This window comes from Pseudomonas sp. MWU349, from assembly GCF_017947325.1.
GTDB lineage: Bacteria > Pseudomonadota > Gammaproteobacteria > Pseudomonadales > Pseudomonadaceae > Aquipseudomonas > Aquipseudomonas protegens.
This window is the reverse complement of record NZ_JAFEVP010000002.1, coordinates 429,367-452,211: the sequence shown is the minus strand read 5'-3', so window position 1 is coordinate 452,211 and position 22,845 is coordinate 429,367. Positions and strand designations below refer to the sequence as shown.

General features: G+C 65.0%; 25 protein-coding genes and 1 pseudogene. 17 read left to right on the top strand and 9 right to left on the bottom strand.

The window, feature by feature from the left end; all coding sequences use genetic code 11:
* The first annotated feature begins 33 nt into the window (after window positions 1-33).
* The 4 genes from KCG88_RS09275 to KCG88_RS09260 all read left to right on the top strand — a co-directional run bounded on the left by KCG88_RS09275 (window position 34) and on the right by KCG88_RS09260 (window position 2,645).
* Window positions 34-468 carry an SgcJ/EcaC family oxidoreductase gene (locus KCG88_RS09275; protein ID WP_047337594.1) on the top strand — a complete coding sequence of 145 codons (435 nt, stop codon included), beginning with the start codon at window positions 34-36 and terminating at the stop codon, window positions 466-468.
* Between the two features lie 67 nt (window positions 469-535).
* On the top strand, window positions 536-880 hold the full coding sequence (locus tag KCG88_RS09270) for a YciI family protein (protein ID WP_011062819.1): 345 nt from the start codon (window positions 536-538) through the stop codon (window positions 878-880).
* Between the two features lie 26 nt (window positions 881-906).
* Window positions 907-1,398, top strand: a complete 492-nt coding sequence (locus KCG88_RS09265) for an SRPBCC family protein (protein ID WP_011062818.1) — start codon at window positions 907-909, stop codon at window positions 1,396-1,398.
* Window positions 1,398-2,645, top strand: coding sequence for an RNA polymerase sigma factor (locus KCG88_RS09260; RefSeq protein WP_210712269.1), 1,248 nt, complete (start codon window positions 1,398-1,400; stop codon window positions 2,643-2,645). Before KCG88_RS09265 ends, KCG88_RS09260 begins: the two co-directional genes overlap by 1 nt.
* 25 nt (window positions 2,646-2,670) lie before the next feature.
* On the opposite strand, the pseudogene KCG88_RS31190 reads toward KCG88_RS09260, so the two are convergent.
* Window positions 2,671-2,819: pseudogene (locus KCG88_RS31190) on the bottom strand (oxidoreductase); the annotation flags it as partial.
* 54 nt (window positions 2,820-2,873) lie between these two features.
* Complete coding sequence (locus KCG88_RS09255; RefSeq protein ID WP_047337591.1) at window positions 2,874-3,728, bottom strand: LysR family transcriptional regulator; 855 nt, start codon at window positions 3,726-3,728, stop codon at window positions 2,874-2,876.
* 88 nt (window positions 3,729-3,816) lie between these two features.
* On the opposite strand from KCG88_RS09255, the gene KCG88_RS09250 reads away from it, so the two are divergent.
* On the top strand, window positions 3,817-4,251 hold the full coding sequence (locus tag KCG88_RS09250; RefSeq protein WP_011062813.1) for a multidrug/biocide efflux PACE transporter: 435 nt from the start codon (window positions 3,817-3,819) through the stop codon (window positions 4,249-4,251).
* Between the two features lie 7 nt (window positions 4,252-4,258).
* On the opposite strand, the gene KCG88_RS09245 is transcribed toward KCG88_RS09250, so the two are convergent.
* Entirely contained in the window at window positions 4,259-4,906 is a 648-nt protein-coding gene (locus tag KCG88_RS09245; RefSeq protein ID WP_210712268.1) for a TetR/AcrR family transcriptional regulator, read from the bottom strand.
* A gap of 151 nt (window positions 4,907-5,057) precedes the next feature.
* On the opposite strand from KCG88_RS09245, the gene KCG88_RS09240 reads away from it, so the two are divergent.
* Genes KCG88_RS09240 through KCG88_RS09225 form a run of 4 tightly spaced genes read left to right on the top strand, consistent with a single transcriptional unit; the run spans window position 5,058 to window position 8,545 of the window.
* Window positions 5,058-5,666 (top strand): paraquat-inducible protein A, encoded by a 609-nt coding sequence (locus KCG88_RS09240; protein ID WP_015636707.1) that lies wholly within the window; start codon window positions 5,058-5,060, stop codon window positions 5,664-5,666.
* The gene (locus KCG88_RS09235; RefSeq protein ID WP_015636706.1) at window positions 5,666-6,280 is read left to right on the top strand and encodes a paraquat-inducible protein A; all 615 of its coding nucleotides are present in this window, start codon (window positions 5,666-5,668) and stop codon (window positions 6,278-6,280) included. Before KCG88_RS09240 ends, KCG88_RS09235 begins: the two co-directional genes overlap by 1 nt.
* The gene (locus KCG88_RS09230; protein ID WP_047337590.1) at window positions 6,273-7,964 is read left to right on the top strand and encodes an MlaD family protein; all 1,692 of its coding nucleotides are present in this window, start codon (window positions 6,273-6,275) and stop codon (window positions 7,962-7,964) included. Before KCG88_RS09235 ends, KCG88_RS09230 begins: the two co-directional genes overlap by 8 nt.
* Complete coding sequence (locus KCG88_RS09225) at window positions 7,961-8,545, top strand: PqiC family protein (protein ID WP_047288611.1); 585 nt, start codon at window positions 7,961-7,963, stop codon at window positions 8,543-8,545. The genes KCG88_RS09230 and KCG88_RS09225 overlap by 4 nt, the downstream gene beginning before the upstream one ends.
* A gap of 60 nt (window positions 8,546-8,605) precedes the next feature.
* Here KCG88_RS09225 and KCG88_RS09220 read toward each other — a convergent pair whose 3' ends face one another.
* A complete protein-coding gene (locus KCG88_RS09220; protein WP_047288610.1) occupies window positions 8,606-9,523 on the bottom strand; it encodes a LysR family transcriptional regulator in 918 nt (305 codons plus the stop codon).
* Window positions 9,524-9,722: 199 nt separating this feature from the next.
* Here KCG88_RS09220 and KCG88_RS09215 point away from each other — a divergent pair, with 199 nt between their 5' ends.
* From KCG88_RS09215 to KCG88_RS09195, 5 genes are all read left to right on the top strand, one after another.
* Complete coding sequence (locus KCG88_RS09215) at window positions 9,723-10,481, top strand: 5-oxoprolinase subunit PxpA (protein WP_210712267.1); 759 nt, start codon at window positions 9,723-9,725, stop codon at window positions 10,479-10,481.
* Between the two features lie 93 nt (window positions 10,482-10,574).
* On the top strand, window positions 10,575-10,817 hold the full coding sequence (locus KCG88_RS09210; RefSeq protein WP_047288608.1) for an acetyl-CoA carboxylase: 243 nt from the start codon (window positions 10,575-10,577) through the stop codon (window positions 10,815-10,817).
* A gap of 10 nt (window positions 10,818-10,827) precedes the next feature.
* On the top strand, window positions 10,828-12,201 hold the full coding sequence (locus tag KCG88_RS09205) for an acetyl-CoA carboxylase biotin carboxylase subunit (protein ID WP_210712266.1): 1,374 nt from the start codon (window positions 10,828-10,830) through the stop codon (window positions 12,199-12,201).
* A complete protein-coding gene (locus KCG88_RS09200; RefSeq protein WP_047288605.1) occupies window positions 12,198-13,070 on the top strand; it encodes an allophanate hydrolase subunit 1 in 873 nt (290 codons plus the stop codon). The genes KCG88_RS09205 and KCG88_RS09200 overlap by 4 nt, the downstream gene beginning before the upstream one ends.
* Window positions 13,067-14,041: a biotin-dependent carboxyltransferase family protein gene (locus KCG88_RS09195; RefSeq protein WP_210712265.1), complete on the top strand. Its 975-nt coding sequence runs from the start codon at window positions 13,067-13,069 to the stop codon at window positions 14,039-14,041. Before KCG88_RS09200 ends, KCG88_RS09195 begins: the two co-directional genes overlap by 4 nt.
* Window positions 14,042-14,162: 121 nt before the next feature.
* Here the strand turns inward: KCG88_RS09195 and KCG88_RS09190 are convergent, their stop codons facing one another.
* Both KCG88_RS09190 and KCG88_RS09185 read right to left on the bottom strand, forming a co-directional pair.
* Complete coding sequence (locus KCG88_RS09190; RefSeq protein WP_047288599.1) at window positions 14,163-15,773, bottom strand: inorganic phosphate transporter; 1,611 nt, start codon at window positions 15,771-15,773, stop codon at window positions 14,163-14,165.
* 240 nt (window positions 15,774-16,013) lie between these two features.
* Window positions 16,014-17,036, bottom strand: a complete 1,023-nt coding sequence (locus KCG88_RS09185) for a transporter (RefSeq protein WP_011062801.1) — start codon at window positions 17,034-17,036, stop codon at window positions 16,014-16,016.
* Between the two features lie 273 nt (window positions 17,037-17,309).
* Between KCG88_RS09185 and KCG88_RS09180 the strand changes: the two genes are divergently transcribed.
* Window positions 17,310-18,935: a methyl-accepting chemotaxis protein gene (locus tag KCG88_RS09180; RefSeq protein ID WP_047337587.1), complete on the top strand. Its 1,626-nt coding sequence runs from the start codon at window positions 17,310-17,312 to the stop codon at window positions 18,933-18,935.
* Window positions 18,936-19,045: 110 nt separating this feature from the next.
* Window positions 19,046-19,489 carry a hypothetical protein gene (locus KCG88_RS09175; protein ID WP_210712264.1) on the top strand — a complete coding sequence of 148 codons (444 nt, stop codon included), beginning with the start codon at window positions 19,046-19,048 and terminating at the stop codon, window positions 19,487-19,489.
* 70 nt (window positions 19,490-19,559) lie between these two features.
* Here the strand turns inward: KCG88_RS09175 and KCG88_RS09170 are convergent, their stop codons facing one another.
* The gene (locus tag KCG88_RS09170; protein ID WP_011062798.1) at window positions 19,560-19,877 is read right to left on the bottom strand and encodes a PepSY domain-containing protein; all 318 of its coding nucleotides are present in this window, start codon (window positions 19,875-19,877) and stop codon (window positions 19,560-19,562) included.
* A 155-nt stretch (window positions 19,878-20,032) separates the two neighbouring features.
* On the opposite strand from KCG88_RS09170, the gene KCG88_RS09165 reads away from it, so the two are divergent.
* Window positions 20,033-20,944 carry a sterol desaturase family protein gene (locus tag KCG88_RS09165; RefSeq protein ID WP_210712263.1) on the top strand — a complete coding sequence of 304 codons (912 nt, stop codon included), beginning with the start codon at window positions 20,033-20,035 and terminating at the stop codon, window positions 20,942-20,944.
* Here KCG88_RS09165 and KCG88_RS09160 read toward each other — a convergent pair.
* Together KCG88_RS09160 and KCG88_RS09155 are read right to left on the bottom strand one after the other, a co-directional pair.
* A complete protein-coding gene (locus tag KCG88_RS09160; protein WP_210712262.1) occupies window positions 20,922-21,602 on the bottom strand; it encodes an AraC family transcriptional regulator in 681 nt (226 codons plus the stop codon). The genes KCG88_RS09165 and KCG88_RS09160 overlap by 23 nt on opposite strands.
* The gene (locus tag KCG88_RS09155; RefSeq protein ID WP_210712261.1) at window positions 21,603-22,730 is read right to left on the bottom strand and encodes a glycerophosphodiester phosphodiesterase; all 1,128 of its coding nucleotides are present in this window, start codon (window positions 22,728-22,730) and stop codon (window positions 21,603-21,605) included.
* Between the last annotated feature and the right edge of the window lie 115 nt (window positions 22,731-22,845).

Here is a 22,845-nt window from a genome sequence, read left to right as displayed (position 1 = left end):
GCAGCGTTCATTCCATTCATGAGGAGTTTTGCCATGCACCATCCATCCAACGAAGCGCAGATCCGCAGCCTGATCGACAGCTGGCAACAGGCTGTGATGGCCCGGGATATCCAGCGCATTGTCAGCTACTACGCCGACGACATCACCTCTTTCGACGCGGTCGGTGCCTTGCAATTCAAGGGCAAGGCCGCCTATCGCGAACACTGGGAAGCGTGCATGCAGGTCTGCCCCGGCCCGGGCATTTTCGAGTTCCATCAGTTGCAGGTGCTGGCCGATGAGGAACTGGCCTTCGCCCACTGGCTGGCCCATTGCGGTGGCACCGATGCCGAGGGCGTGACCAAGGCCTGCTGGATGCGGGTGAGTGCCGCTTACCAGCGCCGTGCGGGCCAATGGCTGGTGGTGCACGAGCACTGGTCGGCGCCGTTCGACATGCTCACCGGGACCACCCAGTTCGACCTGCAACCCTGAGCAACCCGCGGTTCGCCAAAGCGGCGAACAGCGACCATAGTTGCTCAGCCCGAATCCGGAGGTGCCCATGAAATACCTATGCCTGGTCTACAGCGACGAACAGTTGCTGCACAGCCTGCCCGACAGCCCCGAGGATGCCGAGTGCCTGGCCTATGCCGAGTCGGTCCAGGGCAGCGGGCGGATGCTGGCCGCCGAGGCGCTGCAGTCGGTGCACACCGCCACCACGGTGCGCATGCGCGGCGGCAAGCTGTCGATCACCGATGGCCCGTTCGCCGAAACCAAGGAACAGTTGGCCGGTTTCTACCTGATCCAGGCCAAGGACTTGAACGAAGCGATCCAGGTGGCCGGGCAGATACCGGCGGCCCGGGTCGGCAGTGTCGAAGTGCGTCCGGTACGTGAATTGAATCCCTGAAAACAACGATAAACAGGAGTTTCGCGATGACTTTCCAGACCGCGGGCCGCAAGCCCGCCGAGCATGAACTGTCCATCAGCCGCCTGATCGACGCGCCGCGCAACAAGGTGTTTCGCGCCTGGACCGAGCCGGCCTTGCTGGCGCAATGGTGGGGGCCCCACGGCATGACCACCCCGGAGTGTGAAATGGACCTGTGGGTCGGCGGCCAGTTTCGTACCCTGATGCGCGCCCCGGACGGCAGCGAGTACCCGACCATGGGGGTGTTCCTGGAGATCGCCGCGCCGTCGCGGCTGGTGTTTACCGACGCCTACCTTCCGGGCTGGATCCCCTCGGGCAAGCCGTTCATGACCGCTGAAGTGACCTTCGAGGAGCAGGGCGACCAGACCCTCTACACCGCCCGCGCCATGCACTGGACCGAGGCCGATCGCAAGGCCCATGAGGCCATGGGCTTTCACGAGGGCTGGGGGCAGAGCCTGGAGCGGCTGGTGGCCCTGGTCACCCGGGACCTGCCGGACTGATGACCGACCAGCCTCGGGACGTCATCGCGGCAACGGTGGCGCAGGTCTACCGCGAGCAGTCGCGGCGGATCCTCGCCACCCTGATTCGCCTGCTGGGGGATTTCGACCTGGCCGAGGAGGCGCTGCATGAAGCCTTTTTCGTGGCGGTTGAGCGCTGGTACAGCGATGGCGTGCCGGACAACCCGCGGGCCTGGCTGGTCTCCGTCGGCCGCTTCAAGGCCATCGACGCCCTGCGTCGCCGGGCGCGCTTCGCGGCGTCACAGGCGGCGCTGCTCAGCCAGCTGGAGCACCTGGAACAGGACGACTGGTGGGCCGAGGACGTTCAAGACGACCGTCTGCGCCTGATCTTCACCTGCTGTCACCCGGCACTGGCGGCGGATGCCCAGGTGCCCCTGACCCTGCGGGAGATCTGCGACCTGAGCACCGAGGAAATCGCCCGGGCCTTTCTGGCCACGCCGGCCACCATCGCCCAGCGCATCGTGCGTGCCAAGGCGAAGATCCGCGATGCGCGGATTCCCTACCAGGTGCCGGCCTTGAGCGAGCTGCCCGAGCGCCTGGAGAGCGTGCTGCGGGTGATCTACCTGGTGTTCAACGAAGGGTATTCGGCCTCCATGGGCGCCGAGCTGACCCGGGAGGACCTGACCCGCGAAGCCATCCGCCTGGGCTACCTGCTGCTGGAACTGTTGCCGGAAGCGGAGGTGATGGGCCTGCTGGCGCTGATGCTGTTGCACGAGTCACGGCGTGGCGCGCGCCTTTCCAGCGACGGCGAGCTGGTCCTGCTGGACGAGCAGGACCGCGGGTTGTGGCAGCAGGATTTGATCGAGCAGGGCTGTGCCCTGGTAGAGCGCGGCCTGCGCAGCGGCCAGGCCGGGCCCTATTGCCTGCAGGCGGCGATTGCCGCGGTGCATGCCGAAGCGCCGAGTGCAGCACAGACCGACTGGCCGCAGATCGTCGGTTTGTATGACGTGCTGCTGCGCCTGCAGCCTTCGCCGGTGATCGAGCTCAACCGTGCCGTGGCCCTGGCCCAGCGCGACGGGCCCGGTGCCGGGCTGGCGCAAGTGGAAGCGATCCTGCTGCGCGGCGACTTGCAGGATTACCACCTGGCCCATGCCGCTCGTGCCGACTTCTGCCGGCAACTGGGGCATATCGCCGCGGCGCGCCAGGCCTACCAGCGGGCCCTGGCCCTGGCCCGGCAAGCCCCCGAGCGGCGCTTTCTCGAACGGCGCCTGGCCCAGCTCCCCCCGTAGCCGCTGCCGAAGGTTGCGACCGAACCCGCCGGGGCGTCGCCAGGACGATCTCGCGGATACACCCTGGCTGCGGCGGCTGGTAGGCGGCCCTGGCCACGTCGTCTGCACTCAGCACTGTGCCGCCAGGCCCTGTTTCCAGGCCTGGTAACCGGCCTTGATGGCCTCATCGGTGGTGGGGGCAGACTGTTGGGCAGCCCCAGCAGCCCGGCTAGGGGCCGGCGAACAACCTTACTGCAGCATTCTTTCCAGCAACCAGCTGCCCGCCGGCCCTGGCGGATGCAGGCGCGACCAGAGCGCGTCCACCGCCACGGTGCGCGGCCAGCCACGCACGTTCAGCTCCTGCAACTTGCCCGCGCCAAAACCTTCCACCAGCCAGCGCGGCAGGGGCGCCCAGCCAAAGCCGCCCTGGGCCATCTCCAGCAGCATCAGGTAGCTGGGGGCCGACCAGACCCGGCCCTGGCAGCGGCTGTCGTAGGGGTTGAGCACCGTGGCCAGACGCAATTCACGGTGCTGGCGCAGGCTTTCCTCATCGACCCTGGCCTGCTGAGCCAAGGGATGCTTGCGGGCCACATAGAGGGAAATCTCACCGCGCTCTTCCAGGGTCTTGTGCTCCAGGTCCGCCGGGTAATCGGCCTGCCTCTCGGCAAAGGCGATCTGCGCCCGGCCGCTCTGCACCAGGGCGATCAGGTCTTCGCACTCGGCAATCAGGCATTCCAGCTCAAGGTCCGGGTAACGCTGCTCGAAGGCGCTCAGGCTGCTTTCGAAGCGATCCGACTGGTAGGTGTCCGACAGCGCCACCGTGAGCTTCGCCTCAATGCCCTGGGACAATTGGCTGGCGGCCATTTCCAGGCGGCTGGTGGCGGCCAGGATTGCTTCGGCGCGCTGCAGCAGCACATGCCCGGCCGGGGTCAGGCCGGGCTTGCGGCTGGAACGGTCGAAAAGCTGCACGTCGAGGTCGATCTCCAGGCTGGCCACCGCCGCGCTGATGGTGGACTGGCTCTTGCCCAGCTTGCGTGCGGCAGCGGAAAAGGAACCCTGGGTGGCTGCCTGGACAAATGCCAGAAGCACTTCATGTGAGGCCATGAACTATCGTCCTGATCGATGGTTATTGATTATGAAGTATCGGCCCCGTCCTGGAAGATCGGCAACACTTTCATTCAAGGAGCCGACCATGAGCCTTCAGAAATCCCTTAACGAACGCATTTTCCAGGCGGTAGGTTTTGAGCTGCTGGCGGTGCTGATCTGCACCCCGCTGCTGTCCTGGATCATGGACAAGCCCATGGCCGACATGGGCCTGGTGACCATCGGCATCGGCCTGTTGGCCCTGGCCTGGAACGTGGTGTTCAACGGCCTGTTCGACCGGTTGCTCAAGCGCTTGCAGTGGGTCCACAACGGCTGGACCCGGGTCCTGCATGCGTTGATGTTCGAAGGCGGGCTGGTGGCAGTGGGCGTACCGATGATTGCCTGGTGGCTGAATATCAGCCTGCTGCAGGCGTTCATCCTGGACATCGGCGTGCTGCTGTTCTTCCTGCCGTACACCTATGTCTATCACTGGGTCTACGACGTGCTGCGGGACAAGTGGCTGCAACAGCGCCTGGCTCACTGAGCCGGTTTCAGGGCGCCGGGTGCCGCCCTTCGATGGCGGCCAGATAGGCTTCCAGCGCCCGCGGCACTTCTTCGAGCAGCAGCTGGCTCTTGAACTCGGGGTGTTCCAGGGCCAGGTGGAACAGGCCGATGGGCAGGCCGAGCATGGCCATGGCGTAGGCCTCGCGCTCGGCGGCACTGGCGCGGGGAAGGCGCAGCGCCAGGACCTGGCGATAGACGCTCTTGATCTGCAGGCGCAGGTCCGGGGCCTGCAACTGGCCCATGGCGAACCCCGGGTTGATCATCAGCAGCAGGTCGGGGTGCTGCTCCAGGTATTCGAGGATCGGCAGCACCATGCGCTCTATCACTTGTCGGCCACTGGACCCCGTCCAGACCTGCGGGGCAACCGCCAGCAGGTCGCGGGTAATGGTGCTCAGGGCTTCGATGTGGCGCTGGCCCAGGGCTTCGAGCACTTGCTGCTTGTCACTGAAAAAATGATAGAGCGAACCGATGGAGGTACCGGCCAGCCGGGCGATGCCGTGCATGGTCAGGTTCGCCGCCCCCTGGCTGGGCAACAGCCGGGCACAAGCGTCGAGAATCGCCATCACCCGTTCGTGGCCACGGGACTGTTTGGGGGCTCGGTGAGCGGCGGCGGGGGAGGGGATGGATTCGGTCATGGTCAGCGAAATGTCCGGGGGCGCCTATTATGGCGTAGAGCGTGGTGTGCAGTCCTAGAGAAAACTAGACACCATCCTCTACTTTTGCAGAAAATACCCGGCTTCGGGTTCCGTTCAGTGAACCTGCTGCCCTCCTGACTATCTGAAGGCCATGACTATTTCCCGCAACTGGATCATCTGCGAACACTGCGATTCGTTGTACGAGTCCGTGCCGCTCGGCAAAGGCCAGACGGCCCAGTGCTCGCGCTGTGGCGCGGTGCTGGCCCGTGCCCGTTGGCTGAGCGTGCAGCAGCTGTTGGCCCTGTCGATCACCGCCGGGTTGTTGTTCGTCTTCGCCAATCTGTTTCCGGTGATCAAGATCAGCCTCGAAGGCCTGAGCAACGAGGCGACCCTCTGGCAATCGGTGGAGGCCCTGGCCCAGGGCCGCATCAGCCTGATTGCCGCGATCACCGGCCTGACCATCATTCTTGCGCCCTGCCTGCAGATCATCCTGCTGTGCTGGGTGCTGGGGTTTGCCAATGTGGGCCGCGCCGCGCCCGGTTTCAAGGCCAGCATGCGCGCTCTGGAGCACCTGCGGCCCTGGAGCATGCTGGAGGTGTGCCTGCTGGGGATCCTGGTGGCCATCGTCAAGCTGGCGGGGATGCTCGATGTGCACCCGGGGCTGGGGCTGTGGGCCCTGGCGATGCTCACGGTGCTGATCATCCTGATTTCCGGCAAGGACATCCGCTACCTCTGGGATGACCTGGAGGGCCGCTACTGATGAGCGCTCCGCCCTACGCCCGGGACCACCAATTGATGCTGTGCCACACCTGCGGCCAGGTCTGCCAGGCATCCGAGCATCAATGCCCACGCTGCGATTCGCCGGTGCATGCGCGCAAGCCCAACAGCCTGGCGCGCACCTGGGCCTTTCTCCTGGCTAGCCTGATCTTCTACATTCCGGCCAACCTGCTGCCGGTGATGCACACCAGTATCTTTGGCAGCGCCAGTGAAAACACCATCATGAGTGGCGTGGTGGAGTTCTGGAAACACGGTTCCTGGGACATCGCCTTGCTGATCTTCATCGCCAGCGTGGTGGTGCCCTGCAGCAAGTTCTTTGTCCTCGGCACCCTGCTGGTGACCTGCCAGCGCCGCAGCCTCTGGGCCCAGCGCGAGCGGGCCAAGCTCTACCGTTTCATCGAGCTGATCGGCTACTGGTCGATGCTCGACGTGCTGGTGGTGGCCCTGGTGGCGGCCCTGGTGCAGTTTCGTGCCCTGAGTTCGATCGACCCGCGCATGGGTATTCTGTTTTTTGGTTTGGTGGTGGTGCTGACGATGTTGGCGGCCATGAGTTTCGATCCCCGGCTTATCTGGGACGCAGAGGTTGAAGATGTCTGATCATCCAGGTTCCAACGCAGCAAATCCCCCGCCCGTTCCTGGCGCTCCGGCGCTGCGCACGCGGCGTTTCAATGTCTCGCTGGTGTGGCTGGTGCCGATTGTCGCGGCCCTGGTGGGGCTGTCGATGGTGGTGCACAACTCACTCTCGGCGGGGCCGGAAATCAGCATCAGCTTCCAGACCGCCGAAGGCCTGGAAGCCAACAAGACCCAGGTCAAGTACAAGAACGTGGTGATCGGCAAGGTGACCTCCATCGCCCTGAGCGACGACCGCAAGAAGGTGGTGGCCAAGGTCGAGCTGGACCAGTCCGCCGAGTCCTTCACCGCCGACGATTCGCTGTTCTGGGTGGTGCGCCCGCGAATCGGCGCCAATGGCATTTCCGGGGTCGACACCCTGCTTTCCGGGGCCTTTATCGGCGCCGACGCCGGCAAGTCGGAAAAGCGCAAGGACAGCTTCAAGGGCCTGGAAACCCCGCCGCCCATCACCTATGGCCAGAAGGGCAAGCGCTTTACCCTGCACACCGACGACCTGGGCTCGCTGGACATCGGCTCGCCGGTCTATTACCGGCGCATCGAGGTGGGGCAGGTGGTGTCCTACCAGCTGTCCAACAGCGGCAAGGGCGTGGACGTAAAGATCTTCGTCAACTCGCCCAACGATAAGTACGTCACCACCGACACCCGTTTCTGGAACGCCAGCGGCGTCGACGTGACCCTCGGCGCCAACGGTTTGAAGGTCAACACCGAGTCGGTGTCGTCGATCCTCGCCGGCGGCATTGCCTTCGTCGAACCCAAGTACAGCCCCAACGCCAAGCCGGCCGACGAGAACGCCGAGTACACCCTGTTCGGCGACCAGGACACCGCCCTGGCGCCGCCCGACGGCGCGCCCTATTACATTCGCATGCGCTTCGACCAGGCCTTGCGCGGCCTGTCGATCAATGCCCCGGTGGAGTTCCTTGGGGTGAATATCGGCAAGGTGGTGTCCATGGACCTGGACTACGACGAGCAGCGCAAGTATTTCCCGACCCTGGTGGGGGCGGTCATCTACCCCGAGCGCCTGGGCAAGGCCCACGAGAAGCTGGTGAAGCAGACCGGCGGCGAAGACGACGCCCGCTCGGCAAAACTGATCGGAGCCTTCGTCAAGAACGGCCTGCGCGCCCAGCCCCGCAGCGGCAACCTGCTGACCGGCCAGCTGTACATCTCCCTGGACTTTGTCACCAACGCCAAGCCGGTGGCCTATGACGCTACCGCACGGCCCCTGGAGATTCCCACTGTGCCTGGCAGCATGGACAAGTTGCAGGAGCAGTTGCAGGCCGTGGTGGACAAGATCAGCAAGCTGCCGATCGACTCCATTGCCGCCAACCTCAATGGCAGCCTGGCGGAGATGCAGAAGACCCTCAAACAGGTCAACGGCGAAGTGCTGCCACAGATGCGCGACACCCTGGAGCAATCCAAGAAGACCCTGGCCAGCGCCAACGAGAGTTTCTCCGAAGACTCGCCGCAGCGGCAGAAACTCGGCCAGGCCATGGAGGAAGTGCAGCGCACCGCGCGTTCGGTGCGGGTGCTCAGCGACTTCCTCGGGCGTCATCCTGAAGCGCTGATCCGCGGGCGCCTCAAAGACAACCAACCGGATGCCTACCAGTCGCCATCCTCCTCTGTTCGCGAATCCGTACCGGAAGCCCAGCCATGAAAACCCGTGCCCTGTTGCTCTGCCTGACCCTGGGACTTGCCGCCTGCAGCTCCGCGCCCACCCATTACTACACCCTGCTGCCACCGGTGGCCGAAGGCAGCAGCGCGGCCCGCACCGGGGGCCCCCAGTTCGAAATGTCCACGGTGCGGATCCCGGTCCAGGTGGACCAGCCGCAACTGGTGGTGCGCCAGGACAGCGGCACTCTGGCGATCCTCGAAACCCAGCGCTGGAGCGCGCCGCTGGTGGATGAGTTCCACGACGCCCTGGCCAGCCAGATGGAGCTCAAGCTGGGGACCCGCAACCTTGAAGGCCTGCCCAAGCAGCCCGGGCGCCCGGTGCTCTCGTTGCAGACCGATGTGCGGCGCTTCGAGTCCCTGCCCGGGCGCTATGCACTGATCGATGTGGTCTGGAGCCTGCGCCAGCGGGGTGAGGGCGGCCCGGCCCGCAGCCTGACCTGCAGCAGCCAGATCCGCCAGCCGGCGGGAGTGGAATTGAACAGCCTGGTCCAGGCCCACCAGCAGGCCATCGCCCAGTTGGCCGGGCAGATCGCCGCCGCCGCGCAACGCTGGACCTGCCCCTGAATCACCCTGTAGCCGCTGGCGCAGGCTGCGAACGGCTCAGCAGCTGGCAGGGCCACACGTTCAGCGCCGGGCGCTGAGTTGCTGGGGCGCCAGGAAGGCGTCGTGGAAGTAATCGCGCAGGGCCTGCATGGCCGGGGTGAAGGTACGCTCGCGGTGCCAGGCCAGCCCCACGCTCATGGGCGTGACCGCATCGCTCAGGCTCAGGGTCTCGATACGCTTGCCTTCCAGTGACCAGGGCCGGTGCACCAGGTCCGAGAGGATCGCCACGCCGCTGCCGTTGGCCACCATGCTGCGCACCGCTTCCACCGAGCTGGTGCGCACGCGCACCCGGGGCTGTTGGCCGGCCTGTTCCCAATAACGCATGGCGCTTTGCTCGGCTTCGTCGACGGTGAGCAGGATGAACGGCTCCTGGGCCACGTCCGCCAGGCTGATGCTGCTGCGCTCGCACAGCGGATGGTGGGCCGGCAGCCACAGTCGGCGCTCGGAGTTGAACAGGGTCTGCGAGACGATGTCCGGGTGTGTCAGGTTGGCGGTGAGCACCACTGCCATGTCGAAGCGGCCTTCCAGCAAGCCTTGCTCGATGGCCTGGCGTTCCTGCTCATGGAGCTCGATGGTGACGTCCGGGTGCCAGTGCTGCAGGCGCTGCAGGTGGTGCGGCAGGAAGTAGCCGATCACCGTGTAGCTGGCCGCCAGGTGCAATACGCCGCTGGCCCGATAGTCCGGCAACGGGCTGTTCAGGGCATCTTCGACGCTGCGCAGAATCACGTAGGCGCGGTTGAGAAAATGCCGCCCGGCATCGGTCAGGCTCATGCCCTGGGCCGAGCGCACGAACAGCTGCACGGCGAGCATCGCCTCCAGCTCCTTGATCGCCGTGGTCACCGCCGACTGGGAAATATTCAAGTGCAGCGCCGCCTGGGAAATCTGCCCGATTTCGGCGGTAGCAACGAAATAGCGCACCTGGCGCAAGGTCAACGACACGGCCCATTCCCCTCTAATCCTGTAGGAGCCGGCTTGCCGGCGAACGCGATCTTGCAAGCGCCTGTGCCGCTACGCATCACGCTGCCTGCTAGCTTTATCTGTTTTTCAGAACAAGCTCTATCTGATAATAGATCTTCCCAAGGGGTCAAGGGCGCTCTAATTTTCGTCGCACGAAGTCACGAGAGTTGGAGCAACAGTGATGCAGGCAGTGGATTTCAATTCGGACATGGGCGAGAGCTTCGGCCCGTGGACCATCGGCGATGGCGTCGACAACGAGCTGATGGGCTTTATCAGCTCGGCCAATATCGCCACCGGCTTTCACGCCGGCGACCCCGGCACCATGCGCCGCACCATCGAGCAGGCCAAGCGCCTGGGGGTGGCCATCGGCGCCCATCCGGGGTTTCGCGACCTGGTGGGTTTCGGCCGCCGGCACATCAATGCCCCGGCCCAGGAACTGGTGGACGACATGCTCTATCAGCTTGGCGCCCTGCGGGAAATGGCCCGGGTACAAGGCGTGAAGCTGCAGCACATCAAGCCTCATGGTGCGCTTTACATGCACCTGGCCCGGGACGAGGAAGCGGCGCGGCTGCTGGTGCAAAACCTGCGCCGGCTGGAGCCCGAACTGCTGCTGTATTGCATGCCCAACTCGGTGATCTGGCGCGTGGCCCAGGAGTTGGGGCAGCCGGTGATCCGCGAGTTCTACGCCGACCGCGACTATGACCTCAGCGGCTCCATCGTGTTTACCCGCAACGTCCGCGCCCTGGACCCGGCTGCCGTGGCGGCCAAGGTGCTGCGCGCCTGCCAGACCGGCCTGGTGCGTACCGTCGAGGGCGAGGAGCTGTTTCTCGAATTCGATTCCATCTGCCTGCACAGCGACACCCCGGGTGCCCTGGACCTGGTGCAGGCCACCCGAGCGGTGCTGGACCAGGCCGGTATCGAGGTCCGCGCACCGCGTTGAGGCGCCTCTTGCCAGTACCGCGCCCAGACGCGAGCTGCAGTCGTTTTTTGTTTTTTTGCCTGCCTTTCTACAACTATTCCAAAAGGAACAGACATGGCCGAACACAGTGTTATCACCCCCTTGCCGGGCACCTTCTATCGCAAGGCCACGCCGGAGTCGGCCCCTTTCGTCGAGGTCGGCGACCACGTCAGCGCCGATACCGTGATCGGCCTGATCGAAGTCATGAAGCAGTTTTCCGAACTGACCGCCGGGAGCGCGGGTCAAGTCAGCGCCTTTGTGGTGGAAGACGGTGATCCGGTGGAACCGGGTCAGGTCGTCGCGACGCTCGAACAGTGAGGGCCGAGGCATGACTCAAGCAATCAAGAAGTTGCTGGTGGCCAACCGTGGCGAGATCGCCGTGCGCATCCTTCGCGCGGCCAAGGCCCTGGGCATTCCCACCGTTGCTGCGTGCAGCGAGGCGGATGCCGATTCCATGGCCGCGCGCCTGGCCGACGAGGTGCAGATCATTGGCCCGGCCCGGGCCGACAAGAGCTACTTGAATGTCCAGGCCCTGCTGGGCGCCTTGCAGGCCAGCGGTGCCAATGCGGTGCACCCCGGTTACGGCTTTCTGTCGGAGAACGCCGACTTCGCCGAAGCGGTGGTCGGGGCCGGGGCAATTTTCGTTGGCCCCAGCGCCGAGACCATCCGCCGCATGGGTGACAAGGCCGAAGCCCGGCGTACCGCCCAGGCTGCCGGGGTGCCGGTCGTACCGGGTTCCCCAGGCGAACTTTTCGACCTGGACAGTGCGCTGGTGGCCGCTGAAACCGTGGGCTTTCCGTTGTTGATCAAGGCCAGTGCCGGCGGTGGCGGGCGCGGGATCCGCCTGGCCCAGGACGCGGTGCAATTGGCCGAGGAATTCCCTCGGGCGCAACGCGAAGCACAGACCGCATTCGGCAATGGCGCGGTGTACCTGGAGCGGTTTATCGGCCGTGCCCGGCATATCGAAGTCCAGGTACTGGGCGATGGCCAGCACGCCGTGCACCTCTTCGAGCGCGAGTGCTCGCTGCAACGGCGCCGGCAGAAGATCTTCGAGGAAGCGCCTTCGCCGGTGCTCAGTGCCGAGCAGCGTGAGCAGTTGTGCAGCAGCGCCGTGCGGCTGACCCAGGCCCTGGGCTATCAGGGCGCCGGTACCCTGGAATACCTCTACGACGACAGCACCGGCGAGTTCTTCTTTATCGAGATGAACACGCGGATCCAGGTGGAGCACCCCATCAGCGAGCTGATCACCGGTATCGATCTGGTCCAGGCCATGTTGCGCATCGCCGGGGGCGAGCCCCTGGGCCTGCGCCAGAGTGACATCCAGCTCAATGGCGCGGCCTTGCAGATGCGCCTGAACGCCGAAGATCCGGCGCGGGATTTCTTCCCCAGCCCGGGCAAGGTCGAGCAGTTGATCTGGCCGCAAGGCGCCGGGGTGCGAGTCGATAGCCACCTGTACCCGGGCTATGCTGTGCCGCCTTACTACGACTCGCTGCTGGCCAAGCTGATCGTCCATGGCCGTGACCGTGGCGAAGCCCTGGCCCGGGCGCGGATTGCCGTGGAGCAGACCACCCTGACCGGCATGGCCAGCACCTTGTCGCTGCACCGTGAACTATTGGCCGAACCCTGGCTGGAGCAGGCCGACTTTCACACCGGAACCCTGGAAACCTGGCTGGCCAAGCGCCGCGCCGGAGGTGTTGCATGAACCTGCCTATCCGCTACAGCTTTGGTGCCGACGAGCACCTGTTCGCCGAAGTCAGCGACAGCATGTCCCTGGAAGCCTTCTTCAAGGGCATGGCGGTGACCCGCGCTGTGCAGCGCCTGGAATTGGATGGCGTGCTGGATGTGTGCCTGGCCAATGCCTCGTTCCAGATTCGTTTCGACCCGGACCGCATCGCCCCGCAGGATCTGCTGGAGGCGGTGCAAAAGGCCGAGGCTTGCGCGGTGGCCGAGCGCAGCCTGCATACCCGGATCATCGAGATCCCGGTGCTCTACAACGACCCCTGGACCCATGAAACCCTGATGCGTTTTCGCGACCGGCACCAGGACCCCAGCGCCACCGATCTTGAGTACGCGGCGCGGATCAACGGTCTGGCGGATGTCGAAGCCTTTATCGCCGCCCACAGCGGCGCGCCCTGGTTCGTCTCCATGGTGGGCTTTGTGGCCGGGCTGCCGTTCATGTTCCAGATGGTCGAACGTGAACGGCAACTGCAGGTGCCCAAGTACCTGCGGCCGCGCACCGACACGCCAAAACTGACCCTGGGCCATGGCGGCTGTTTCGGCTGCATCTACTCGGTGCGCGGTGCCGGCGGCTACCAGATGTTCGGCGTCACCCCAGCCCCCATATACGATCCGCAGCAGCAACTGGCTTACCTCAAGCAGCACATGGTGTTCTTCCGTCCGGGGGACATCGTGCAGTTCAAGCCCATCGATCGTGAGGCCTATGATCTTGCCGTGGCCGAAGTCGAGGCCGGGCGTTTCGATTTGCGCATCCGCGAAGTGGAGTTCTCCCTGGATGCCTTTCTCGCCGATCCGGTCGGCTATCCCAAATCGCTGCAGGAGGTGCTGGCATGATCAAGGTCATCAAACCGGGCCTGGCCACATCGGTACAGGACCTGGGTCGCGAAGGTTTCTATCACCTGGGGATTCCGCCGTCCGGGGCCCTGGATCAATACGCCCTGAGCGCCGCCAACCAGCTGGTGGGCAACCCGGCGGGGGCTGCGGGGCTGGAGTGCACCTTGCTCGGCCCGGAGCTTGCGTTCAGCACCGATGCCCTGGTGGCGGTCTGCGGTGCCCACATGACCCCCAAGCTCGATGGCGTGGACATGCATCTGGACACCGCCTTTGCGGTCAAGGCCGGGCAAGTGCTGCGCTTCGACTTTCCCAAGGCTGGGGCCCGTGCCTATCTGGCGGTGGCCGGTGGCATCGATGTGCCGCTGGTGCTGGGCAGTCGCTCGACCTACGCCTTGGGTACCCTGGGTGGTTTCCAGGGCCGGCGCCTGGTGGCGGGTGATGAGCTGCCGATGGGCGTGGCCAGCGGCAAGGGCCGCCCGGGCGCCAGTCTGCCCATGGCGCTGCGCCAGTCCCTGGGCGGCGAGATCAGCTTGCGGGTGGTGCCGGGCCTGTACTACGAGCGCTTGAGCGAGGCGGCCAAGGTCAGCTTCTTCGCCGAACCCTGGACCGTGGGCTCTGAGGCGGACCGCATCGGCTATCGCTTCAAGGGCGGCAGCGCCTTGAGCTTCCAGCCCCGGGAGCAGCCGTTCGGCGCCGGCTCCGATCCGTCGAACATCGTCGACAGCTGCTATCCCATCGGTTCGATCCAGGTGCCGGCGGGGCTCGAACCCATCGTCCTGCACCGGGACGCGGTGTCCGGTGGTGGCTACGCGATGATCGGCACGGTGATCAGCGCTGACCTGGACCTGATCGGCCAGATGCAGCCCAACCAGAAGGCCCGTTTTGTGGCGGTGACCCTGGAAGAAGCGCTGGAGGCCCGGCGTTCCTACAAGAAAAGGCTCAGTTGCCTGAGCAAGTTGTTTCCTTCCTGACCTGCTTGCTCGTGTAGCCGCTGGCGCTTGAGGCTGGCGAGGGATCGCCAGGCAAGGCCCTGCGGGCCTTTTCGCGGCCTCGCAGGCTCGGCAGCGGCTACACAGGGGGCAGGCGAGCCCCTCAGAACAGCTGAGTGAACAACCAGTACAGGCTGCCGGATAGCAGGATCGCTGCCGGCAGGGTCAGTACCCAGGCCATGGCCAGGTTGCGGATGGTGCGCATCTGCAAGCCGCCGCCATTGGCCACCATGGTCCCGGCCACCCCCGAGGACAGCACATGGGTGGTGGACACCGGCAGGCCGAACATGTCCGCCGCACCGATGGTCAGCATTGCCACGGTTTCCGCCGAGGCGCCTTGGGCGTAGGTCAGGTGGGTCTTGCCGATCTTTTCGCCAACGGTGACCACGATGCGCTTCCAGCCCACCATGGTGCCCAGGCCAAGGGCGATGGCCACGGCGATCTTCACCCACAGCGGAATGAAGCGCGTGGCGTTGTCGATCTGTTGCTTGAACAGTTGCAGTTTGTCCCGGGTGTCCTGGTCGAAGTGGCCTACCTGATTCTTGTCCATCAGGCGGATCGCTTCGCTGGTCAGGTACATGTCGTTGCGCACGTTGCCCATGGCTTCGGCGGGCACCTTGGCCAGGGACCCGTAGCCCTTCACTTCAGTGCCGATGGCGCCGGTCAGGGCGGCCAGCGCGGGGATCAGTTCCGGTGTCGCTTGCTTGCTGCGCATGTACTCCGAGAGCACCGCGCGAGAATCGGCCGGCGCCGGTTGCGGGGCACTCTTCACCAGGGCCTGCTGGGTGACTTCGGCCACCGCGGCGAATTGCAGCGACTGGTCGGCGGGCATGGTGCGGTTCAAGGCGTAGGCCATGGGCAGGGTGCCCACCAGGATCAGCATGATCAGGCCCATGCCTTTCTGGCCGTCGTTGGAACCGTGGGCGAAGGACACGCCGGTGCAGGTCAGGATCAGCAGCCCGCGAATCCACCAGGGCGGCGGTGCGTCGCCCTTGGGTGCCTTGTACAGGGCACGGTTCTTGACGAACAGGCGCAGGGCCAACAGCAACAGGGCGGCGAACACGAAGCCGATCAGGGGCGAGAACAGCAGGGCGTAACCGACCTTGGTGGCCTGGCCCCAGTCCACGCCGCTGGTGCCGTCGCGACCGTGCATCAGGGCATTGGCTACGCCGACACCGATGATCGAGCCGATCAGGGTGTGGGAAGACGAAGCCGGCAGGCCCAGCCACCAGGTGCCGAGGTTCCACAGGATGGCGGCGATCAGCAGGGCGAAGATCATCGCGAAACCGGCGGAGGAACCCACTTGCAGGATCAGCTCCACCGGCAGCAGGGCGATGATGCCGAAGGCCACCGCGCCGCTGGACAGCAGCACCCCGAGGAAGTTGAACAGGCCGGACCAGACCACCGCGAACTGCGGCGGCAGCGAGTGGGTGTAGATCACCGTGGCCACGGCGTTGGCGGTGTCGTGGAAGCCGTTGACGAACTCGAAGCCCAGGGCAATCAGCAACGCCACGCCCAGGAGCAGGAACGGGGTCCAGGTGGTGACCGTGGTGCCCAGCTCGTGCATGTCGTGCACCAGGCTGTAGGCGGTGAACAGCAAGCCCATGGCCAGCACCGCGAAGAAGGCGACGAGGGTGAAGGGGCCGGGCTTTTTATCCAGTTGCGGTTTGCTGTCGAGGTTGGACGAAGCGGCAGTCAGGGACGGGGTGGCCATTGCTGGACAATCCTGTGGCGAGAAGGAGTGCTGCCTATGATCGTTGCCGAATGTTACAGGGAGACTGCCTCAGGTCATGGTTTACGCAATTGAGCCCTTGCGTTGATCCGATCGATCACGCACGACCATCCCTGCATCCCGCTCATCCCGTAGGAGCCGGCTTGCCGGCGAAGGGGCCCTCCAGCCAAGCACCTGCCTTGGCGGACACCTTCGCCGGCAAGCCGGCTCCTACAGGGGGGGTCAGTAGTCCTGGCGTTTGCGAAAGGCCCAGCGTCCGGCAATCACGGTGAAGGTGGCCACCAGGGCGACCAGGATCCAGAAGCCCTCCGGGTCGCCGGAGAACGGAATGCCACCGACGTTCATGCCAAAGAAGCCGGCGATGATGTTGATCGGCAACGCCAGCACCGTGACCACCGTCAGGGTGAACAGGGTGCGGTTGGTCTGTTCGTTGAGGTTGGCGGCGATCTCTTCCTGCAACAGCTTGATCCGCTCCCCCAGGGCGGTGAGGTCGTTGATGATCAGGGCGAACTCTTCGGTAGACTTGCGCAGCTCCTTGACGTCCTCCTTTTGCAACCATTGCGGCGGGCGGTTGAGCAGGCGCAGCAGCGAGCCCGGCTCCAGGGCCAGCAGCCGTTGCAGGCGCACCAGCACCCGGCGCATGGCCCCCAGTTCGGCACGGTTGGTGGAGACCCGGGCCGCCAGCAACTGGTCCTCGATCTGATCCACGCTGAGGCTGGTCCGGCGCACGATCTGGGTCAGCACTTCGCCCTGGTCCCGTAGCAGGTGTACCAGCAGTTCCAGGGGCGAGCGAAAGCGTTCGCCGGCCTTGACCGAGGAGCGCAGCTTGTCCACCGAGTGCAGCGGCTGCAGGCGGGCGCTGACGATCAGGCGGCTGCGGGCGCAGACCCAGAGGGTGGAGATGTCCGAGGAAACCATGCTGCCGAAGTTGAACACCACGTCGTTGACCACCGCCAGCAGGGCCGAATCCACCTGTTCGATGCGGGTCGAGCGCGAGCCTTCGTGCAGGGCCTCGAAGAATTCGTCGGGCAATTGCAGGTGGGATTTCATCCAGCGCTCACACGCGGCGTGAGCCAGGTTCAGGTGCAGCCAGAGGAACTCCTCGCTGTCCTCGGGGTGTTGCAGGGCTTGCAGGGCTTTGGCCGAGTCCAGTTCGCGGCCCCGTTCGCCGGGGCGGAAGCTGAAGCCGTAGAGCAGGCCGAACAGATCGGAATCACGGTGACTCTGGTCGATGCTGTGGTTCATGGAGTCTCGCAGGAGGGACAGTGCCTGGCGCGGGTTTCTCAGGTTCACTTGAGCCCCATCATGGCAAGGCTTTTTGACATTTTTGTGACGTTTTGAAGTGCATGATGGAGCCCGTCATACCGGTGGTCGGCGGCACTCAAGATTGTCTTGCGCAGGCCGATCACACTCCTACGCTGCACTCATTCGACCCCTCTCGAATGCGCCTTACAGGGATGTTCGGCACTACGCATGCCTTCATCGGGCCTGCTCTATCCCTGCCATGAGATCTCTTCGATGTTTTTGCAAAAATCCCTGAGAGCGCAAATTCTTGCCCTGCTGAGCGGTAGCCTGCTGGCGATGTTGTTGATCGCCCTGGCGAGTTTTCATTTGCTGTCCGGTGGCGTGCAGAGCTACCGCGAGCTGATTGAAGGTCCGCTGCGCAGTTCGCAGTTGATCGACGAGGCCAACCTGCAGTTCAAGAGCCAGGTGCAGGAGTGGAAGAACGTATTGTTGCGGGGCAAGCAGCCCCAGGAGTTGAACAAGTACTGGCAGCAGTTCGAAGACCGCCAGCGCGATGTGCAGAACATCCTCGGCCAGCTGGTGCAGACCCCCGGGCTGGACGCCTCCCTCAAGAGCCGGGTGCAGCGCCTGGCGGATGAGCACCGGCAGTTGGGTTCGGCCTACCAGAAGGGCCGCGATGCCTATGTGGCCGGCGGTGCCGATCCGAGTGCCGGCGATGCCGCGGTCAAGGGCGTGGACCGGGCCACCAGCGAGCAGATGAGCGAACTGGTGACCGAGCTGCGCCAGCACGGCGACCGGCAGTCCGCCGAGATCAGTGCGGCGGCCGACCGCACGGTGTGGCTGGGCATTCTGGTGATGCTGGCTTCCGGTTTGCTGATCGGCCTGCTCAGCCTGTGGCTGGTCAATCGCAGCCTGGTGCAGCCGATCCGTCAGTTGATCGACTATGTCGCCCAGCTCAGCCGCGGCCAACTGGCGCAGCGGGTGGCCAACGAGCGTCAGGATGAACTGGGCAAGCTGGCGATGGCCGCCAACACCCTGCGGGATTTCCTGGCCCAGACCTTCGCCAGCTTGCAGCGCAGTGCCTCGGACCTGGACAGCTCCAGCGGCGAGCTCAACTCCATCGCCACCCTGATGTCCCAGGGCACCAACGAGCAGTTCAACCGCACGGACCAGGTGGCCACGGCGATGAACGAGATGTCCGCCACCGCCCAGGAAGTGGCGCGCCACGCCGCCGACGCCGCCCGTGCCGCAGACGATGCCGACCAGTCGGCGCAGCAGGGCGAACAGGTGATGCAGCAGACCATCCACAGCATCACCCAGATGCGTGGCGAGATTGCCAACACCGCCACCGTGATCCGCCGGCTGGAGGCCGACAGCGGGCGCATCGGCAAGGTGCTGGAAGTGATCCAGGGCATTGCCGAACAGACCAACCTGCTGGCTCTGAACGCGGCCATCGAAGCGGCCCGGGCCGGTGAGGCCGGGCGTGGTTTTGCCGTGGTTGCCGATGAAGTGCGCAGCCTGGCGCAGCGCACCGCAGCCTCGATCACCGAGATCAACCAGATCATCCAGAGCGTGCAGACCGGGGCCGTGGATGCGGCCCAGGCCATCGAGAGCGGCCAGTCCCGCAGCGAGCAGAGCGTGCAGCAGGTGACTGAAGCCGGGGCCATGCTCGAGCGCATCACCGAAGCGGTGGAAGCGATCCGCGACATGAACCGGCAGATCGCGACCGCCGCCGAGGAGCAGACGTCGGTGGCCGAGGACATTTCCCGCAACCTCACCGAGATCACGTCCATCGCCAGTACCAATCTGGACAACGTGCAGCGCACCGAGGCGGCGAGCCGCAATCTGCACGGCCTGTCGGGGGAGTTGAGCGAGGTCACGGCGCGCTTGAGCGCCTGAGGCCGGCCGGGGTGTATCGGCCTGCTTACCAGGCCGATACACGATCACTCTCAAGTGGCCGGGGCGGGTGTCGATGACCGGGTATCTTCACACCCGACAGGACTCACACCATGGTCAGCATCACTTCCATCTCGATCAACCAGGCCCAGGTCAGCCCGAGCAAGTCCCGCATCGCCGGCAGTTCGGACAGCGACACTTCAGCGACCTCCACCGCCAGTACCACTGCTGCCAGCGACACGACCAAGGCCCCGGCCACGGGTGCTGGCGCGGCCGACGGCAGTTCCAGCAACGATGATTCCAGCAGCGATTCGGTCAAGCAGTTGCGCAAGCAGATCGCTGAACTGCAAAAGCAATTGCAGGAGCAACAACAGCAGTTGCAGGCCGCGCAGAGCAAGCAGGAAAGCGACGATGCCAAGGCCGCGCAAGTGGCGGCGGCCCAGGCTCAGGTGGCCAGCACCAGCGCTTCGTTGCAGACCGCCACCGCGGCCTTGTTCCAGGCCCTGCAGCAATCCCAGAGCAGTACTTCAGGCTCCCTGGTCAGCACCAGTGCCTGACTGATCGGCACGCCCCAACGCACAAGGCCGCACTCCCGAAACGGGGCGCGGCCTTGTAGGGGCGGGCGGTTTACTTGTCTTGCTTGTTGCTCAGGACCTTGCCGGTCTTGGCATCCAGGTCCACGTCCCACTCGATGCCTTTGCTGTCGCGCAGTTCCACCTGGTAGACGTAGGCGCCAGTGGCGGTCTGCTCCAGCTCGGTGTCGGTGATGCTGGCGGCGGTGGTGCCCGGGTGCTGGGCGAGGGCGGCCTGGTTGAGTTTTTCCAGGTCCATGATGGCGCCGGACTTGAGCAGGCCGGGGATCAGGTCCGGGCGCACATCGGCCTGGGCCAGGCCAGCGGTCAGGGTCAGGGCGGCGGCTGCGAACAGGGCGGAGAACTTGGTCATGGGTTGATTCCTCGGGGTGATGGGTTTCGATGGGCGCAGGTTAGCCAACGCAACTTAATTCACCCTTAATTCAGGTCACTCTTTGCGTCGTTTGTTCAAGCCGCGCCCCGGCATCGGGTCGCAAGCTGCGGTTTTCCCTACAGGAGCTGCAGCACATGAAACGAATGCTTGCATGGTTGTACGCACCCTTGGTGTTTGCCGGGTTCATCGGCGCCGGGGTGTGGTGGATGAGTGCCGGGCCGGCTTCTGCCAGCGGGTTGTTGGGGGTGTTCGGGGCTGCCCTGGGGGTGTCCTTCCTGGCGGAAGGGTGCTTGCCCTATGAGCCTGACTGGAACCGTTCCCAAGGCGACCGGCTGCGTGACAGCCTGCATGCCCTGGTCAATGAAAGCCTCAATGCGCTGGGGCTGCTGGCGTTGCCCGGGCTGGTGGCGCTGCTGGCCCATGATGGGCTCTGGCCCCAGGGCTGGCCGCTCTGGGGGCAGTTGCTGCTGGCCATCGTGATCGCCGATTGCGGCATTACCCTGGCCCACTACGCCAGCCATCGCCTGGCCTGGCTCTGGCGCTTGCATGCGGTGCATCACAGTGTGCAGCGCATGTACGGTTTCAATGGCTTGCTCAAGCATCCCCTGCACCAGTTGATCGAAGCTTCGGCCGGGCTGTTGCCGCTGGTGTTGCTGGGCATCCCGCTGCCGGTGGCGCAGTTGCTGGCCCTGGCCATTGCCGTCCAGCTGCTGTTGCAGCATTCCAATGTCGACATGCGCCTGGGGCCTTTGCGCTGGATTTTCGCCTGGGCGCCCGTGCATCGCTTTCACCACATGAAGTACGGACGCGCCGGGGATGTGAACTTCGGGCTGTTTTTCAATCTCTGGGACTGGCTGCTGGGCACCGCGTTTTATCGCGATGACTATTGCATGCGCCAGGGCGACCTGGGGATTGGCAGCCGGGCCGACTACCCGGTGGATTACTGGCCGCAGTTGCTGGAGCCGTTCAAGGCCCAGCGCTATGGGGCAGAACCCGTGGTGCCCGAGCAGTTGCGCCGGCGCGTCAGACCAGCAAGCGAGGCTTGAGGTGCTTGAGGGCCTGGCTGGCGGTGACGCCGAACAGGCTCTTCAGGGTGCGGGAGAAGTGCGCGCTGTCGGCGAACCCGGCGCCGTGTGCCGCGCCAGTGTGGGTCTGGCCCTCCAGCACCAGGGCCATGGCCAGGCGCAGGCGGCGCCAGAGCACCAGGCGCCTTACCGGCAGGCCGACGTCTCGGGCGAACAGACGCTCCAGCTGGCTCAGGGATACATGGACCCGGGCCGCCAGTTGCGCGGCCGCCACCTTGCCCTCCAGGGCGGCATCCACGGCGTGCAGTGCCCGCGCTACACGCAGGTCGGCCACGGGCTGGCGCGGGCAACGGCGCAGCACCGCTTCCAGGCCGGGCAGTGAGGGTTCGACGCCACTGACGCATGCTTGCAGGTCTTCGACGGCGATCAGCAGCGGCTCGGCGTACACCGTGAAGGCCTGCTCGGGAGCCTGAACGATGGCGTGGCGCTGCAAGGCCGGGATCAACAGGTAATGAGCGCTCTGCAGCCCGCCCGCGAGCGCCACCGTGACCGGTTGCCCGGGGGCGATGATCAGTTGATGGGCATAGTGGGCATGGGGCTCGGTTGGCCCCATCGCCCCGTGGATCAGGCCGAAATCCCGGCCCAGCCAGAGCTCGCCGTGCCAGTGCGAAACCGCCACTCAGTAGCCGTTGGCGTCCAGCCATTGCGCCACGCTGACACTGGCTGGCCGCTTGAAGTACTTGAGCAGTTCGGCGCTGCGGTTGGTGAAGATGCCATCGACCCCGGCATCCATGACCTTCTTGAAGTCCACTGGCTCGTCGATGGTGTAGACGTGCACCAGCAGGCCCTGGTCGTGGGTGTACTGGTTCATCCAGGGTTGCACCAGGTCCGAGTAGCTCTGCTCGCCACCGCCGGTCAGGGCTGCGGAAGGGCCGGTGCCGATGGCACCCTGGGCCTTGGCGAAATCCACCCAGCGCTTGAACTCGGCCTGGTCCTTGGGTTGCTGCCGGGCATAGAACGCAGCCTTGTCGGTTTCGCCGCTCTTGGCAAAGCTCTGGCCGGAGGCTGGCTCGATGCTGCCGGGAGCGACCCACAGCAACAGCACTTTCGGCGCCTTGGGCATTTCCTGGTGCAGCAGTTCCAGGCTGTGCTTGTCGAAGGTCTGCAGCACCACCTTGCCCTTGCCCTGGCCTACCGCCAGTTCGCTTTTCGCCAGTTTGGAACCGGCGGGGCTCAGCCAGCCACGGTCCTGGAGTTTTTCCTTGAGGTCGTGCTCGATACCGGGGAACAGCTGGGGTTCCTTGGTCTCGATATACAGGCCGGGCTTGTGCTGAGCATTGCCCTGGGCGATGTCGATGATTTCATCCAGGGTGAGGATCTTCAGCCCGGCAAAGCCAGGCCGTGCCCGCTCCGGGTGGGCCTGGTTGAACCAACTGCCGGCGTCGAGGGTTTTCAGTTCCGCCATGGTGAAGGCGTTGGCCGGGCTGTCCTTGCGTTCGGGGAATTTCTGCGCCACGTCGGTGGTGCGTTGCAGGTTGTTGTCGTGCAGGGCGAACAGCACGCCATCCTTGCTGCGTTGCAGGTCCATTTCCAGGTAGTCGGCACCCAGGTCCCGGGCCAGCTTGTAGGAAGCGGCGGTGGATTCGGGGGCATCGAAAGAGGCGCCGCGGTGGGCGATCACCGCTGGCTGTGGAATCCCCTGGCGAGCGGCCAGGGCATTCGGGTCAGGCTGTTCAGAGGCCTGGGCCAGTCCGCAAGCGAGCATCAGGCCCAGCATCAGGGCACAAGGGGTAAAGGTCGCGGGCATGCTCGAAATCCTTTCGTGGGGGCGTGTGCAAGGGGATATCTTTTAGCAACTCGATGACGCTTGTGCTATCTCCAGAGCGACATAAATCCCTCTCATTTGCATTTTTCAACGCTTT

What these genes read in the sequence shown, in the direction of transcription:
- KCG88_RS09230 (WP_047337590.1), top strand. Translation starts at nt 6,273, where the DNA reads ATGTCTGATCATCCAGGTTCCAACGCAGCAAATCCCCCGCCCGTTCCT.
- KCG88_RS09200 (WP_047288605.1), top strand. Translation starts at nt 12,198, where the DNA reads ATGAACCTGCCTATCCGCTACAGCTTTGGTGCCGACGAGCACCTGTTC.
- KCG88_RS09175 (WP_210712264.1), top strand. Translation starts at nt 19,046, where the DNA reads ATGGTCAGCATCACTTCCATCTCGATCAACCAGGCCCAGGTCAGCCCG.
- KCG88_RS09270 (WP_011062819.1), top strand. Translation starts at nt 536, where the DNA reads ATGAAATACCTATGCCTGGTCTACAGCGACGAACAGTTGCTGCACAGC.
- KCG88_RS09210 (WP_047288608.1), top strand. Translation starts at nt 10,575, where the DNA reads ATGGCCGAACACAGTGTTATCACCCCCTTGCCGGGCACCTTCTATCGC.
- KCG88_RS09185 (WP_011062801.1), bottom strand. Translation starts at nt 17,036, where the DNA reads ATGAACCACAGCATCGACCAGAGTCACCGTGATTCCGATCTGTTCGGC.
- KCG88_RS09245 (WP_210712268.1), bottom strand. Translation starts at nt 4,906, where the DNA reads ATGACCGAATCCATCCCCTCCCCCGCCGCCGCTCACCGAGCCCCCAAA.
- KCG88_RS09205 (WP_210712266.1), top strand. Translation starts at nt 10,828, where the DNA reads ATGACTCAAGCAATCAAGAAGTTGCTGGTGGCCAACCGTGGCGAGATC.
- KCG88_RS09240 (WP_015636707.1), top strand. Translation starts at nt 5,058, where the DNA reads ATGACTATTTCCCGCAACTGGATCATCTGCGAACACTGCGATTCGTTG.
- KCG88_RS09155 (WP_210712261.1), bottom strand. Translation starts at nt 22,730, where the DNA reads ATGCCCGCGACCTTTACCCCTTGTGCCCTGATGCTGGGCCTGATGCTC.
- KCG88_RS09255 (WP_047337591.1), bottom strand. Translation starts at nt 3,728, where the DNA reads ATGGCCTCACATGAAGTGCTTCTGGCATTTGTCCAGGCAGCCACCCAG.
- KCG88_RS09195 (WP_210712265.1), top strand. Translation starts at nt 13,067, where the DNA reads ATGATCAAGGTCATCAAACCGGGCCTGGCCACATCGGTACAGGACCTG.
- KCG88_RS09190 (WP_047288599.1), bottom strand. Translation starts at nt 15,773, where the DNA reads ATGGCCACCCCGTCCCTGACTGCCGCTTCGTCCAACCTCGACAGCAAA.
- KCG88_RS09260 (WP_210712269.1), top strand. Translation starts at nt 1,398, where the DNA reads ATGACCGACCAGCCTCGGGACGTCATCGCGGCAACGGTGGCGCAGGTC.
- KCG88_RS09225 (WP_047288611.1), top strand. Translation starts at nt 7,961, where the DNA reads ATGAAAACCCGTGCCCTGTTGCTCTGCCTGACCCTGGGACTTGCCGCC.
- KCG88_RS09165 (WP_210712263.1), top strand. Translation starts at nt 20,033, where the DNA reads ATGAAACGAATGCTTGCATGGTTGTACGCACCCTTGGTGTTTGCCGGG.
- KCG88_RS09235 (WP_015636706.1), top strand. Translation starts at nt 5,666, where the DNA reads ATGAGCGCTCCGCCCTACGCCCGGGACCACCAATTGATGCTGTGCCAC.
- KCG88_RS09180 (WP_047337587.1), top strand. Translation starts at nt 17,310, where the DNA reads ATGTTTTTGCAAAAATCCCTGAGAGCGCAAATTCTTGCCCTGCTGAGC.
- KCG88_RS09215 (WP_210712267.1), top strand. Translation starts at nt 9,723, where the DNA reads ATGCAGGCAGTGGATTTCAATTCGGACATGGGCGAGAGCTTCGGCCCG.
- KCG88_RS09275 (WP_047337594.1), top strand. Translation starts at nt 34, where the DNA reads ATGCACCATCCATCCAACGAAGCGCAGATCCGCAGCCTGATCGACAGC.
- KCG88_RS09170 (WP_011062798.1), bottom strand. Translation starts at nt 19,877, where the DNA reads ATGACCAAGTTCTCCGCCCTGTTCGCAGCCGCCGCCCTGACCCTGACC.
- KCG88_RS09265 (WP_011062818.1), top strand. Translation starts at nt 907, where the DNA reads ATGACTTTCCAGACCGCGGGCCGCAAGCCCGCCGAGCATGAACTGTCC.
- KCG88_RS09250 (WP_011062813.1), top strand. Translation starts at nt 3,817, where the DNA reads ATGAGCCTTCAGAAATCCCTTAACGAACGCATTTTCCAGGCGGTAGGT.